8 protein-coding genes are annotated in these 15,192 nt (G+C 39.2%); 7 read left to right on the top strand and 1 reads right to left on the bottom strand.

Going from position 1 to position 15,192, the window contains the following annotated elements; all coding sequences use genetic code 11:
• Nucleotides 1–27 precede the first annotated feature (27 nt).
• The 5 genes from ahpF (at nucleotide 28) to HXT46_RS03460 (ending at nucleotide 10,327) form a co-directional block, all read left to right on the top strand.
• Nucleotides 28–1,641 (top strand): alkyl hydroperoxide reductase subunit F, encoded by a 1,614-nt coding sequence (gene ahpF, locus HXT46_RS03480; RefSeq protein ID WP_285060141.1) that lies wholly within the window; start codon nucleotides 28–30, stop codon nucleotides 1,639–1,641.
• Between the two features lie 89 nt (nucleotides 1,642–1,730).
• The gene (locus HXT46_RS03475) at nucleotides 1,731–2,630 is read left to right on the top strand and encodes a LysR substrate-binding domain-containing protein (protein ID WP_004115065.1); all 900 of its coding nucleotides are present in this window, start codon (nucleotides 1,731–1,733) and stop codon (nucleotides 2,628–2,630) included.
• Nucleotides 2,631–2,900: 270 nt separating this feature from the next.
• Complete coding sequence (locus HXT46_RS03470) at nucleotides 2,901–6,200, top strand: tetratricopeptide repeat protein (RefSeq protein WP_421785630.1); 3,300 nt, start codon at nucleotides 2,901–2,903, stop codon at nucleotides 6,198–6,200.
• 86 nt (nucleotides 6,201–6,286) lie between these two features.
• Complete coding sequence (ligA, locus tag HXT46_RS03465) at nucleotides 6,287–9,169, top strand: NAD-dependent DNA ligase LigA (protein WP_421785628.1); 2,883 nt, start codon at nucleotides 6,287–6,289, stop codon at nucleotides 9,167–9,169.
• A gap of 9 nt (nucleotides 9,170–9,178) precedes the next feature.
• Nucleotides 9,179–10,327: an Mrp/NBP35 family ATP-binding protein gene (locus HXT46_RS03460; RefSeq protein ID WP_421785626.1), complete on the top strand. Its 1,149-nt coding sequence runs from the start codon at nucleotides 9,179–9,181 to the stop codon at nucleotides 10,325–10,327.
• Between the two features lie 63 nt (nucleotides 10,328–10,390).
• Here HXT46_RS03460 and HXT46_RS03455 read toward each other — a convergent pair whose 3' ends face one another.
• Nucleotides 10,391–11,758 carry a DUF349 domain-containing protein gene (locus HXT46_RS03455; RefSeq protein WP_421785624.1) on the bottom strand — a complete coding sequence of 456 codons (1,368 nt, stop codon included), beginning with the start codon at nucleotides 11,756–11,758 and terminating at the stop codon, nucleotides 10,391–10,393.
• 96 nt (nucleotides 11,759–11,854) lie between these two features.
• Here HXT46_RS03455 and hisS point away from each other — a divergent pair, with 96 nt between their 5' ends.
• Nucleotides 11,855–13,255 carry a histidine--tRNA ligase gene (hisS, locus tag HXT46_RS03450; RefSeq protein WP_421785622.1) on the top strand — a complete coding sequence of 467 codons (1,401 nt, stop codon included), beginning with the start codon at nucleotides 11,855–11,857 and terminating at the stop codon, nucleotides 13,253–13,255.
• 114 nt (nucleotides 13,256–13,369) lie between these two features.
• Nucleotides 13,370–15,166, top strand: coding sequence for an aspartate--tRNA ligase (gene aspS, locus HXT46_RS03445; RefSeq protein WP_004115077.1), 1,797 nt, complete (start codon nucleotides 13,370–13,372; stop codon nucleotides 15,164–15,166).
• Nucleotides 15,167–15,192 lie beyond the last annotated feature (26 nt).

Here is a 15,192-nt window from a genome sequence, read left to right as displayed (position 1 = left end):
GCTACTTAAGAATAGAAAGTGAAAATAATGTCTTTATTGGATTCAAACTTAACTACTCAACTTGCTGGATTACTAACAAAAATGGTTAATCCTATTAATCTTGTTGCATATGTTGATAGTAGTAAAAATTCTCAAAAAGTTATTGAGCTTTTAAATGAAGTAGCAGATCAAAGCAGCAAAATCACTGTTATAGAAGGTGATAAAAGTCGCGTAAATCGCAAACCAAGTTTCGCAGTACTTAATCCACAAACTAATGTGTCTGTAAGCTTTGCTGGTTTACCTCTTGGACACGAGTTTAGCTCTTTAGTTTTAGCGATTTTGCAAGTAAGCGGTTACGCTCCCAAAATAAGCGATGGTCAGCGCAAAGCAATTTTGAGCATTGGAAGTCATGAAGTTACAACATACATGTCTGTTACTTGCATTAATTGCCCAGAGGTTGTTCAATCGCTTAATACAATTTCGATTATTAATCCTAAAGTAAAACATATTGCTGTAGAAGGGAGCGCTTTTAAAGACGAGGTAGATTCTCTTGGCGTAATGAGTGTTCCTGCAGTTTTTGAAAACGGAAAAATGATTTCTTCTGGAAGATCATCTATAGACGAATTAGTTGCGATTCTTTTAAGTCAAGAGGAAAATAGCGATTCAAGCAATTCTAAGGTTTCTGGCGATTCTTCACTAGCGCAAAAAATGAACGCCAAAAATCCGTACGACGTTATTCTTGTAGGTGGAGGCCCTGCTGCAAGCGCCGCAGCGATTTACACAGCTAGAAAAGGCCTTAAAACAGCAATGATTATGGACCACAGAGGCGGTCAAGTTGTTGAAACAGAAAGCATTGAAAATCATATTTCGCAAACGCACACAACAGGCGCAAAGCTTGCTAACGATTTAACAAACCACATTGCTCAATATGACATTGACGTATTTATTCCCGATTGGGCTACATCTTTAGATATTGCTGAAGAATCTTACGGATTGCACACAATTAGTACTAAATCTGGCGGAAGCTTAAAAGCTAAAGCAGTGATTATTGCAACAGGCGCTACATGGAGAACACTTGGCATTCCTGGGGAAGACGAATATAGAAACAAGGGAGTGTCGTTCTGCCCGCATTGCGATGGTCCATTATTTAAAAATAAGAATGTTGTAGTTGTTGGCGGAGGAAATTCTGGAGTCGAAGCTGCAATAGACTTAGCAGGTGTTGCAAATCACGTTACTCTAATCGAGTATATGAACACGCTTAAAGCAGATCAAATATTAGTTAATGCTCTAAATAATCTTTCTAATACTACTGTAATAACAGGTGCTGCTCTTAGTTCTATAGAAGGAGACGGAACAAAGGTTATTGCAGTACGTTATAAAGATCGCAATGCTAATAATGGTGAAAATAGTGAGAAAATTTTGCACACAGACGGCGTGTTTGTTCAAATTGGTTTAATGCCAAATACTAAATGGATTTCAAACAAACTAAGCTTAAATAATCGTTCGGAAATAGTAACAGATAGAAAAGGGTGCACGAGTGTTCATGGCATTTTTGCTGCTGGCGATTGCACAGATGAGCCTTATAAGCAAATTGTTACAGCATATGGATCTGGAGCAAACGCGGCTCTTAGTGCATTCGACTATCTAATTAGAAATGTGTAAAACTAGATTAACTTTTAACGCATAAGCTTTTGATACTTAAAATTTATATATATTATATTCTTACTACTTTTAATAAGAAAGATGATTACGTGAACATTAAATCACTTGAATACTTAATTGCTTTTGCAAAAGAGGAAAGTTTTACAAAAGCAGCTGAACGTATGCACGTTTCTCAACCAACGTTGTCTACGCAAATTAAAAAGTTAGAAGATTTGCTTGGAGTTTGTCTTATTGAAAGAACTCCTGGAAAGCAAATTCTAACTCCAGCAGGCAGAGAAGTCGTGTATTATGCAAAGCGTATTCATGCCGACGTTTCAAGTATTTATCAAGCAGCAAGGCGATTAGAAGACCCATGGTCATCTACTATAGTTTTAGGCGTTTTTCCAACATTATGCCCTTATCTTTTGCCAAGAATAATGCCAGTTTTGCGTAAAGTTAAGCCGAATTTTAATATTCGATTTGTTGAAGAAAAGTCTGCTAGCCTTGTAGAAATGTTGCATAGTGGTCAGATTGATGGCGCAATATTAAGCGAGCAATTAAATGAATCTTCTTTGAAAGTAAAACATATTTTTGACGAGGACTTTTTATTGGCTGCTTCTACAAATTCGCAGTTTGGTCATGAAAAAACTCCGATTGATGTTTCGCAATTGTCTAGCCAAAAAGTGCTACTTTTAGAAGATGGTCATTGCATGCGTAGAAGCATGATAGATGTATGTCAAAAAGTTGGTGCAAAACAGTCTGAATTTTATGCTACGTCTTTGGAAACCTTACGATACATGGTTGTTGGAAGTAAAGATGTGACTTTGCTTCCGCGTCTTTCTATTCTTCCTCCAATTGTTCAGCCATCAGGATTAACAATTCGCGAGTTTAAAGATCCAAAACCATATCGTTCGCTGTATTTAAACTGGAGAGCAGCTTCTCCAGTGGATCAAATTATGGACGGTTTAGCTAAGATTATTTCTGGTGCATGCGTGAATTTGCATAAGTGAAGTTAATAAAATTTATATTTTTAAACTTTAAAAGCAATTAAAGCATTCACATGTTAGATTAAAACAAGATTGAAATGAAATATAATTTGATTTTGTTCTAAAAGAGTTAAAACATATTCTACTTCTAATTGTGTTTTTCGAACCGATAATCAGCTATACTTAAAATGTTTGAGTAAGAATAAATGCAACACGTATGGAAATCACTTAAATATTTAGTTTTACGGGTTTTACGAAAATAGTAGTTGGCTTTAAAACGAAAGAACGAGGAATATGCAAGACGAAGTGCAATCTAGCAAGAAAATAGATTCTGCCGAAAGTAGTGAAAAAAATCGCTCAGATATTGCAGATGATAGTATGCAGATTGTGCAGGAAACCATTAAAACATTGTGGGAAAATAGAGAATCTATTCCAGTTAGGATATTTTCTAAAAAGCATATTTTTAAAGATTTTCCAATGATGCCAAAAAACGTAAAGTTAGGTTGGATTAAACTTTCTGGGAAAAAACATGGTATAGCTATTGGATTATTCAATGATGATTGCAAACGTTTTCGTCAGCTTGCTGTTGCAGATTTTGAAGGTCGTGTTTATACAGGACATGACATTTCTATTGAAGATACGATGGAAAGAATACCAGAGTTATCTTTTGTAGAACAAAATTCTATGACTCTTAAAGATTCGTTACGTTTCTATGGTGTTGATGATAGGAAAATTACTCATGCGAGTCATGCGCGTAAAAAAGTAAATTCAATCAATAAAAATAATCGTGAATCTGATTTAGTTGTTATAAGAGGAGATGTAGTTGTTCAGCTATCACAAGATGAAGGCATGCAATGGGTATCATCTTGGATTCGTAAAGTTAATGACAAAAAAGAAGCATATACTCTTGAAGAAACTAGAGTTTTGCTTCCTGACAGACTCCGTTGCAATCTTTCATACTGCGATGCTATTTCAACATCTTTCTTTGCATCGTTCTTTATTCCAGATATAACTAGAGCGTTTAGCGGTTTCGGATCTGGCAATATTTTTAGGCGTCTTACAAAGGAAGCCCCTCTTGGAGCTATTAGAAGAAGCATTATGGATTCAAAAGTGGCGGAAAAAGCAGGTTTGCGTGTTTCGTCAATGGAAAAATATTTTGCTTATCTTATGTTAGATTCTGGCGCTTTAGAACATAGTGGTCCGCTTGAAGCTGTTCATGGAGCAGAACGCTTACATTTGCAAAAGTCGCAAGTTTCAGACGCTAATTTCCTAGTATGGGATGATTCTTTAGAAGCAAAAGCTGCGTTGAAAGTATTGCGAATAGAAGGTGCTATTAACCGTTTCCAGTCCATTAGTAGTTGTTTAGAAGAAAATTGCGCTAATGGCGGTAATTTAACGGAAAATTCTGTAAACTTTGGTCAAATATCTGAAATAGATTTATCGTTTATAGAAGATCCAGCGTTTTGTGCTAACGGCGAATTGGATATGAATAGTTTTGGTAATCCTTTACAAGACGACAATATTCGCCCATTAATGCACTTGTGGAATACTGCAAAAAAATCTAACGACCTTTATATTTACAAGTCAGATGGATCTTCTAATTGCGAATGGTCTTATAGGCAAAGATTATCTGGATTAATTAGAAGTCTTTATTTACCATTTAGGTTTGATACTGATTTTCGCTCTAATCTAGAAGACGGTAATGTTGCATTAGCATTTATGGCAACTGGCAGTTCGATGATGCCGACTAGAAGATTTGATTCTGCTAACCAAAAATGGATTACTTTAACTAATGCAGATAAGTCTCGTATGACAACTGATTACAATCTTCGACTTGGAATAATCATGGCAACCCTTGCATTTGGAACAAGTGAAGAAGTACAGAATGTATCTATAAGATTAGATTCAATAGGCTTAGAAGAAATGGTTGCTGCTCAAGATGATGCTATGAGTAAAATCCTAAATCAAACAATTAATGCTTTGAATAATATGAATCGTGAGGCAGCTCGTTCTAAAGGCGATCCTAAAGATGGAGATATTCATGGAGATGTTAATAACGGACTAGCGAATGTGCAAGATTTACAAAACTTCACTAATCATACTATTCTTCACGAAGATGAAGTGACTGTGCCTGATAGTAGTAATAAAGCCACCAGTAGCAAATCGATAAATTCTAGTGATAGCTACAGTGATACTGAGATTAGTGATAGCAATACGAACGATATTGGATCAGATCCTATTGAACCTAATCCTATGGATGCTTTTAGCAAATACCCAACTGTAAAGTCTTTATTGACAGTCACATTCAATCGTGAATCTTTTATAAAACATATTCGTGCAAATGGGTTGAATAATCCTCTTGGCGCATACAAAAAATTTAACGCAAATATGAAAATAGATGAAGAAGGCGCATTAAACCCGATTGAACCAAGCTTTGATCTGAGAGATAGTTGTTTTTCTCCTCATGGAGCACAGGAGGAACCTGAGTTTTCAGATGTAATTTTTGACATCAAATCTCAAAAAACATTAGCTACTACCAACTCTAAAGGTCTTTCAATTCAAAGAGAAGATTTATTACAACAGGCTGTTGCGGATTTTCATCACATATCGTCAGAAGTAATGATATCTAATGCAGAAAAAGCTCGTATGGCAATGGATATTGTGGAAAGTATTGACGATCCAGAATTAAATGAGAAAGCAAATCTTATAACAAGCGCTTTAATAGACGAAAAAGAAATACCCGAAATATCTTTTAAAGTTTCAAAAGATATTTATAATATGAGACTTCATGCTCATGAGCAATTTATGAGTGGAGACTTGGAAAATGCCATCGAAGAATACGAAAATGCAGTAAAACATTTCGATTCCATGTTTTCCTTCAACGATGTTGTACCAAGATACTTTAATTCCTACGCAGAGCGAGTTGTATACAATCGAATATTTGCAACCCAAAATGAACGTATGATACTTATACCAGATGGTCTTTTTTACGCGCATATGGAGTTAGCAGACTTACTAACTCAACTCAGCAGGCATGAGGATGCACTAAAACACTTAAACACAATGGTTTCATACGCTCCAACATATGTTATTTCTCATCTCAAGTTAGCTTCACAGCTTACGGAGAAAGAAGATTGGACTTCTGTAGAAGCAGTGTGTCTAAACGCATTACCAGTATGCTTTGATAGAGAAGACGCTGCTTTTATATATTACAGACTTGCTTACGCAGAGTGGATGCAAGATAATTTCCCTCTTGCTGTAGCATCATATAAAATGGCAGACAATTTATCTTCTGGAAAAATTGAGTCTATTGAAATAGAGCTTGATGAATTACTGAGCCGTATGCAGTCACAGTGCATTCCAGCTCCTAATGATATGTCTCAAGTAGAAGAAGTTTTAAAAATAAACAATGTTCCAAAATGGCCAGATGTTGAAGCTTATGAGATTATTGATGAAGCTGCAAAAATAACAGTAAACGAGGGAATGTTTGTTATTGCACGAACGCTTTCCGTTGCAAGAGCGAGAATGCTGTTCAGCAACAATTCATCAGATAACGTTGTTCAAATGCAGTTTTTGCGCTCGCTTAACTCATAAACAACTCTTATTAAATAGTAATTATAATCAGTTATTGACTCCTGTCTGGTAGATAGGATAATGAAAAGGTTTTGAAGGGAAAGCTTATGATTGCGTCTAATAGCGATAAGTCGTCACACGCAGTTGGAGAACAATTATCTCTTTTCGACGATTTTGATGATTCGCTAAATACTGATAAATCAAGTGTTAACAACGATTCATTATCTTCAAGCATTAGCACAGTCGATAATCAAAACCAAAATGTTCATGAGCCAGGCGAGAACAATACATCTAACACATCACACGAGTTTAGTTCAACTACAGATTTTAATGATTGGATTTCTAAATTAGAGCCAACAGATGTAGACGCTATTGCATTATCTAAGCTAGAACCTTCACTTTTAACAAGCGAGCAAGCTGCTAGATTATGGGCAAAATTAGCTGCTTGGGCTCAATCAGATCAGATAGCTTATTATGTTGATGATTCACCAAGTAGTTCTGACGCTGCTTATGACACAAGAATGCGAGTTTTAAGCTCACTAGAATCTACATTCCCAATATTAGATACGCCTCAATCACCAACACATAGAGTTGGTGGAACTTTTTCGAACGATTTTGTGTCAGTTAAACATCCATCAAGAATGATGAGTTTAGACGATGTATTCTCATTAGGAGAGCTAAAATCTTGGTACGATAGCATTATTCGCGATTTAAAATGGCCCCAAAATAAGCCATTGCCAATGACATGCGAAGTAAAAATTGATGGACTTGCGTTAAATCTCATATACAGAAATGGAACTTTGGAACAAGGGCTAACTCGAGGAGATGGCGTTACTGGAGAAGACATATCTCTGAATGTAAGAACAATCGAAGAAATACCGACTCAGCTTAAATGCGAAAATTCAGACGATATTCCAGAATTTGTGGAAATTCGTGGTGAAGTTTTTATGAAATGGGCGGATTTTAGAAAGCTGAATATTGAGCAAGAAGATTTAGGAAAGCCTGCTTTTGCTAATCCAAGAAACGCTGCTGCAGGGTCTTTAAGACAAAAGGATCCTAGAATCACTGCAACAAGAAGATTAAGCTTTATAGCGCATGGATTAGGTGATTTAAAGTGGAAAGATTCAGTAAAAAATGATTCTGAGCATAAATCACATAAGCAAACATCGTTTAATCAATCGGACGCATACGAGCTGTATAAAAAATGGGGGATACCCGTATCTCCTTATACTCGCAAAGTTACGTCTTTTGAACAAATAGAAGATATGATTGAATACTATGGAGAACACAGAAACTCTATTATTCATGCCTTAGATGGAATTGTAGTTAAAGTAGACGATCGTGCTTTGCAAAGAGAACTGGGGTCTACATCTAGAGCACCAAGATGGGCAATTGCGTACAAGTATCCTCCAGAAGAAGTAAATACTGTTCTTAAAGACATTGTTGTTCAAGTAGGAAGAACAGGTAGAGTCACTCCTGTTGCTGTTTTGGACCCAGTAACTGTTGCAGGATCTACAATATCGCGCACAACATTGCATAATCCTTACGAAGTTGAGCATAAAGGTGTGCTTATAGGCGATACTGTTGTTGTTCGTAAAGCTGGCGATGTTATACCAGAATTAGTTGGTCCAGTACTAAAGTATAGGGATGGGAATGAAAGCAAATTACGCAAATTTGTTATGCCAGAGTATTGCCCATCATGCGGATCTAAGCTTGCACCTGCTAAAGAGGGAGACAAGGATATTCGTTGTCCAAATGTAGAAAACTGCCCAGCACAATTAACAGAGAGAATAATTAATCTTGCATCGAGGCACGCATTCGACATTGAAAATCTTGGAGAATCTTCTGCACTAGCTTTAACAAATCCAGAAGATTCTAGACCTACAACTGCAGAGGTCTATCATCCTGATATTGACAAAATAGTAGTTCAGCGCGGTTCTTCTTTGCAACCAACTATTCCAGAATCTGTGTTTGATCTTCCAAAATTTCAAGAACCTGTTATAAGAAGCGAAGCGGATATTTTTAACATTACTGCAGCCGATTTGCGAAATATTAAAGTTTGGAAAGAAATACCTCTTGTTGAAGAATGGAAAGAATTAGGAAAAGACGGAAAATTAAAGAAAAGAACTAAAAAAATAGGCGGATCTGGATTGTGGAGACAGGTTTCTGCATTCTGGACTAGACCTTTAGAAGCTACAAGAAGAAAATCCAATGATGATTCCAACAGTGATGAGCTTAAGGAATCTTTAAATCCAGATTACCCAATATTTGAAGTTCCTTCTGACGCTTATGTAATAAGGTTAGTTGAAAAGAAAATTCGTAAAAATAATGTTCTTCAAACAGTGAGTGTTCCTGAATACACTCGTCCAAGCGAAACAACAAGAGCAATGTTAGAAGAAATAGTTCAAAAGGGTAAGTCTGCAACACTTTGGCGTGTGCTAGTGGCTTTGTCTATTCGTAGACTTGGTCCGCCTACAGCAAGACTAATAGCGGCAAGATTTGGTTCAATTGAGAATATTTCTAAAGCATCTGTTGAAGATTTAACACAAATTGATGGAGTTGGTCCAGAAATTGCTCAAGCTGTATACGATTGGTTTGAAAAATCGAAGAATCCTCAAGATTGGCGTAGTGAAGTTTTACGTAAATGGAATGAAGCTGGAGTAGTTGGATCTTCTGACTCTTCTAATGCGGACAGTATCGAACAGACTCTTAGTGGCAAAACGGTTGTTGTTACAGGATCATTAGAAGGTTTTACCAGAGATTCAGCTAAAGAAGCTATTTCTTCTAGGGGAGGAAAAGCAGCCTCTTCTGTTAGCAAAAAGACGTATTGCGTTATTGTAGGAGAAAATGCTGGTTCTAAAGCCACTAAAGCAGAAGAACTTGGTATACCTATGCTAGATGAGAATCAATTTAAGATTTTGCTTAATACTGGCAGTATTGAATCTGCTCTAGATAGCAAATACGAACTTGATTTTAAGAACGAATCGTAAAAGTTAAAAATGAGCAGCACTATTGAACTCGAAACTCGCATTTACGATCTATTAGGAAGTGTTATTGATCCAGAATTAGGTCGTTCAGTTACTGAACTAAATATGGTAACTGGCATACACGTAAGTGGAAAACAAAATGTCACTGGTGCATGCGATTTTGATAATTCTTATCCAACTTATGATGTGACTATAAGCATAGAACTTACTGTTCCAGATTGTCCTCTAGCACAAGTAATTACACAGAGAATTCAATCAGCTGTAAAAAAATATCCTAATGCAAATCTTGTTCCTCACGTAAATATAAGCGCTATGAGTAAGGATAAGCTTGCAAAACTTGTTTCGGATTTGAAAGAGGAACGTAAAGAAAATCCTTTTAATAAAAATGGCGTTAAAACAAGAATTTTTGCTATAGCATCTGGAAAAGGGGGAGTTGGAAAGTCTTCCATAACTGCCAATTTAGCAGCCACTTTCGCGGCTCTTGGATACAAAACAGCAGCAATAGATGCAGACGTTTATGGATTTTCTCTACCGCGTATGTTTGGTGTTACAAGTCAGCCTACTAATTTGAATGGCATGCTTATGCCAGTAGAAGCTTGGGGGGTTAAACTGATTTCTATTGGAATGTTTGCTGGAACAGATCGTGCGATTTTGTGGCGTGGTCCTCGCTTGCAACGTTCTCTTGAACAGTTTCTTTGCGACGTTTGGTGGGCAGACCCAGATGTGCTTCTTTTAGATTTGGCGCCTGGAACTGGAGATATGGCTCTGGCTGTTGCTCAATCATTGCCTAATGTGGAGCTTGTGGTTGTTACAACTCCTCAGCCTAGTGCTTCAGATGTTGCCGTTAGAGCAGGTCTTATGGCGTTGCAAATTCCAGTTAATGTGCGTGGAGTTGTAGAAAATATGAGTTGGTTTGAAAATAATGGAGCGCGCTTGGAAATCTTTGGTTCAGGTGGCGGAAAACGCGTTAGTGACCAGCTTTGTAAAGCTCTTGGTAAGAATGTGCCTCTTTTAGCACAAATTCCATTAGATACGAGTATTAGAGAAATTGGAGAGTCTGGCAGACCTGCGGTTCTTAAAAAGGATGGAAGCCTAGCTAATTCACAATTAGCTAACACCTTTATTCAACTTGCTAAAGCTTTAATGGAAACTGTTAAATAAAACTATTAAATATGGGGTTACTTAATTTTTAAGTAACCCCATATTTAAATGATTAATGATTAATTACTTAATAGCATTCAACCATTGTTCTTTTGTAGCTTTTTCAGCCTGAAGCTTAGCCTTACGCTTTGCATCTTTTTCACTTGCAATTTTAGAATCAAGCTCCTCGAGCTGAGCCTTCAATTGCGTAGCAAAACTAGACTTACGAGCGTCTGCCTCTGGGTCAGCATCTTTCCAAGCAGCATCTTCAACAGCCTTAATCTTCTTATCCACATCATTTAAGCGGGATTCAATTCTGCGCATATCTTCGCGTGGAACAAAACCAATCTTGTCCCATTCTTCTTGAATCTCAGATAATGCTTTGCGAGCTGCTTTTGCTGCTTCTTCATCTTTAACATGAAGAAGAGCTTCTGCCTTAACAAGCAAAGCTTCCTTCTTGGAAAGATTTTCTTTTTCACCAGCATTCATCTTTTCTCTATCTTCTTGACGAGCATGATAGAATGTGTCTGCAGCTTCACGGAACTTAGCCCATAACTCATCGTCGTGCTGACGACCAGCATTTCCAGCCTTCTTCCAGCGATCCATCAAAGCATTAAACTTCATAGAAGTTTCACGCCATTTAGTTGATTCCTTCAAGCTTTCAGCTTCAGCAATAATGGCTTCCTTAATTTCTTTAGCAGTATTTCTTTCAGTATCACGCTCCTTAACCCAAGCGTTGCGTGCTTGAGTGAAAGCAGAACGAGCTTTAGAAAATCGCTGCCACAAAGCGTCAGCATCCGCCTTATTGAGATGGATCGTAGTGCGCTGATGTTGCTGCCACTTGTCAAACAGGGAACGAAGCTTATCTGAAAGCGAGCGCCAATTTGTAGAATCACCTATTTGAGCAACTAATGTTTCTGCCTGTTCAACAATAGCAGTACGTTCTTTAAGAGCTTTATCTAATTCATCTTTGCGAGCTTTTGCAAGTTCTTCTTTTTTAGACGCAGCCTTAGCTTGCAATTCGGCGTGTCGAGCATTCAAAGCAGCGATGTCTCCAACTACCGATGGTTCCTTAAGATCCGCCTCTAAAGTAGCTAAAGTCTCATCAATTTCCTTAGGTCTCACATTAGACGATTCAAGTCTTTTTTCGAAGAGATCAAGTTTAATCTTTAAGTCAAGATAACGATGTACGTAGAAAGTCAAAGCATCTTCTGGAGTACCAGTAGAATACTGACCTACTTCGCGTTCGTCAGCTCCTTCACGAACATAAACGTTTCCATTTTCATCAACTCGCCCAAAGGTTTTAGCGGTTTTAACATCTTCGTCGCTATACGAGATAGTTGGAACCGCAGCAACAACGCGAGCCTTGTTAGCAAAGTTTGCAGGCGACGGCGCATGCGGCTTTGGGGTAGTTTGTTTAGTAGTTTCTTCAGGTTTAGTCTGTTCGGTCACGGGTCGACTCCTTACAGCAAATGCACGGTAACAGTGTTACGAATAAGTATGACGGTAAGCCATGATTTTTCCGCAACATAACCTATTATAGTGGACATGGTACAAGGCTCATCAATATCTGGTTTTCCAGAGTGGCTTCCTAGTGAGCGCGCTGTTGAACAGCGTGTTATGGACACATTGCGGGAAGTATTTGAATTAAATGGTTTTATAGGCATTGAAACTCGTGCTGTTGAGCAGGGTTCAAGTCTGTTAAAAAAAGGCGAAACTAGCAAAGAAATATATCTTTTGTCTAGATTGCAAGAGGTGGGGCATGAAAGCGACACTCCTGTTGAAAATCGAATAGGTTTGCATTTTGATTTAACAGTTCCTCTTAGTCGTTATGTTGTTGAACACACTGGCGATTTAGCTTTTCCTTTTAAGCGCTGGCAGATGCAAAAAGTTTGGCGCGGCGAACGTCCGCAAGAAGGACGCTTCCGTGAATTTGTTCAAGCAGATATTGATGTTGTGGGAAATGGTGATTTGCCGTCTCACTATGAAGTGGAGCTTCCTCTTGTCATGGTAGAAGCACTTGAGCGTTTGCGCGAATTCGGATTACCTAAAGCCACTGTTCACGCCAATAATCGTAAGCTTTCTGAAGGCTTTTATCGCGGTATTGGTTTAAGCGATATTGAGGGAGTTCTTCGAGAAATCGACAAACTCGACAAAATTGGCGCTGAAGAAGTTGCTAAGCTTTTGGTAAAAGAGTGCGGAGCTACGGACTCACAAGCTGCTGCATGCTTAGAATTGGCTGAACTTACTGCTGAAACAGGAGATGAGTTGAAGTCTCGTTTCGATGAATTATGCGATAAGCATGATATTTCTCGCAGTGAAGATAACGAATCGTACACTTTAGCTTCACAAGGTGTTGAAACTCTTGCAATGATTGTGGACGATGCAGCAAAAATTCGTCCAGGTGCTGTTGTGGCAGATTTGAAGATTGCGCGAGGATTGGATTATTACACAGGTTCCGTGTACGAAACATTCTTAAATGGTGCTGAATCCCTTGGATCAATCTGCTCTGGCGGACGCTACGACAATCTTGTTTCTCAAGGTAATAAAAAGTATCCAGGCGTAGGTCTTTCTATAGGACTTTCGCGTTTACTTTCTTATATGCTTCACACAGCTGGTGCCACTGTTTCCCGTGTTTCTCCTGCTGCAGTATTGGTGGCAGTTTGGAATGAGGAAGATAGGTCTGCTTGTAACGAGATTGCTCGAAAGCTTCGTTCTAGAGGAATTGCTGCTGATGTTTCTCCAAGTGCAGCAAAACTTGGTAAGCAGATAAAATATGCAGATAAGTTAGGTATTCCTTATGTGTGGTTCCCAGCTGATAGCGCAGATTCTGAATCTAACCATGATGAAGTGAAGAATATTATTACTGGGGAACAAGTTTCTGCAGACGTCACGTCTTGGCAACCAGATACTGTTTATGCCCGGCAGACTGTTTCTTGCGCTCAATAATTTGCTTTATATTTTAAGAATATATTTTGCAATATTTGAACGCGCGATTCATGCGGTAAACTATTAAAGTCAAAACAAAAATTAACAAAATTATTTAAACAAGGAAGTGGACTTATGAGCCAGACGGCGTATCGCACACACCATGCCGTTGAAGTGACTGAGACCTTGGTCGGACAGAACGTAACCATTGCTGGTTGGGTTGATCGTCGCCGTGATCACGGTGGCGTCGCTTTCGTAGATGTTCGTGACAACACAGGCTTAGTGCAGGTTGTTATTTACGATGAGGAAACTGCGCGACCATTGCGTAGTGAATTTGTTGTTCAGGTTACTGGTGAGGTTCGCCTGCGTCCAGATGGAAATGAAAATGATCATTTAGCAACAGGAAAAATCGAAATTGTTGCAAATAAAGTAACAATTCTCGCTAAGTCCGACGCGTTACCGTTCCAGGTTTCTACAGCATTGGAAAACGAGTCTGAAAACAAGCTTCCAAGCGAAGATGTTCGTTTGAAGTATCGTTATCTTGATTTGCGCCGCCCATCAATGCAGCGTAATCTAAAGCTTCGCTCTGATATGGCTAAGGCAGCTCGTCACGCTTTGGAAGATATGGACTTTACAGAAGTAGAAACACCAACGTTTATTAAGTCCACTCCAGAAGGCGCTCGCGATTTTGTTGTTCCAGCACGTTTGGTTCCAGGATCTTGGTACGCGCTTCCACAGTCTCCTCAGCTTTTAAAGCAGTTGCTCATGGTTTCTGGCGTTGAACGCTACTATCAGCTTGCTCGCTGCTATCGTGATGAAGATTTCCGTGCTGATCGTCAGCCTGAGTTCACTCAGCTTGATATGGAAATGAGCTTTGCAAGCCAAGAAGATGTTATGGCTATGGCAGAGCGCGTTATTGCTGCTATTTGGAAGGAAGCTGGTCACGAGATTACTCTTCCTTTGCCTCGAATCACTTGGCAGGAAGCTATGGATAAGTACGGTTCCGACAAGCCTGATTTGCGTTTTGGAAACCCACTTATTGAGTTGACTGACTTCTTTAAGAACACTCCATTCCGCGTGTTCCAAGCTCCTTATGTTGGCGCTGTGCTCTTTAAGGGCGGTGCAGATACACCTCGTCGTCAGTTTGACGCATGGCAGGATTGGGCTAAGCAGCGTGGAGCTAAGGGCTTGGCTTATGTAGTCTTTGGTGAAGATGGCGAGCTCAAAGGCCCTGTTGCTAAGAATCTTAGCGAAGAAGAGCGTGCAGGACTTAAGGAAGCTGTTGGTGCGCAAGATGGCGATGCTGTATTCTTTGCAGCAGGAAGCCGTGAATCTTCTCAGCTTTTGCTTGGTGCAGTTCGTGTAGAGCTTGCTAGCCGCGCAGGATTGCTTCACCCAGACGAGTTTGCGTTTACTTGGGTTGTTGACTTCCCATTGTTTAAGCGCACAGATGATCCAGACGATGATGATGTTGCAGTTGGCCATTCTAAGTGGACTTCTATGCACCATCCATTTACAATGCCATCTGCTGATTGGATTGATAAGTTCGATAAAGATCCAGAGCATGCAATGAGCGATTCTTACGATATCGTGTGCAACGGTAACGAGATGGGCGGTGGCTCCGTTCGTATTCACCGCGACGATATTCAAGATCGCGTGCTCGATGTTCTTGGAATCGACAAAGCGGAAGCAGAAGAAAAGTTCGGCTTCTTGCTTGAAGCCTTTAAGTACGGTGCTCCACCTCACGCTGGTATTGCTTTGGGCTGGGATCGTACTGCTGCAATTCTTGCAGGCGCAAGCTCGATTCGCGACGTAATCGCCTTCCCTAAGGCTGGCGGCGGACGCGACCCTCTAACTGGCGCTCCTGCTCCAATTTCTGACGAACAGCGCGCTGAAACTGGCGTCGATTACGATCCAGAAGAAGACGAGTAATCGTAAATATAATAGAATGCAATAAT

The sequence above is a fragment of the Gardnerella sp. DNF01204 genome (assembly GCF_049244145.1).
Taxonomy (GTDB): Bacteria; Actinomycetota; Actinomycetes; order Actinomycetales; family Bifidobacteriaceae; genus Bifidobacterium; species Bifidobacterium vaginale.
This window is presented reverse-complemented; position numbering and strand designations above follow the sequence as displayed.

Bases quoted from the DNA above. Each gene is read 5' to 3' on its own strand.
- HXT46_RS03470 (WP_421785630.1), top strand. From the start codon at position 2,901: ATGCAAGACGAAGTGCAATCTAGCAAGAAAATAGATTCTGCCGAAAGT.
- ahpF (WP_285060141.1), top strand. From the start codon at position 28: ATGTCTTTATTGGATTCAAACTTAACTACTCAACTTGCTGGATTACTA.
- hisS (WP_421785622.1), top strand. From the start codon at position 11,855: ATGGTACAAGGCTCATCAATATCTGGTTTTCCAGAGTGGCTTCCTAGT.
- aspS (WP_004115077.1), top strand. From the start codon at position 13,370: ATGAGCCAGACGGCGTATCGCACACACCATGCCGTTGAAGTGACTGAG.
- ligA (WP_421785628.1), top strand. From the start codon at position 6,287: ATGATTGCGTCTAATAGCGATAAGTCGTCACACGCAGTTGGAGAACAA.
- HXT46_RS03460 (WP_421785626.1), top strand. From the start codon at position 9,179: ATGAGCAGCACTATTGAACTCGAAACTCGCATTTACGATCTATTAGGA.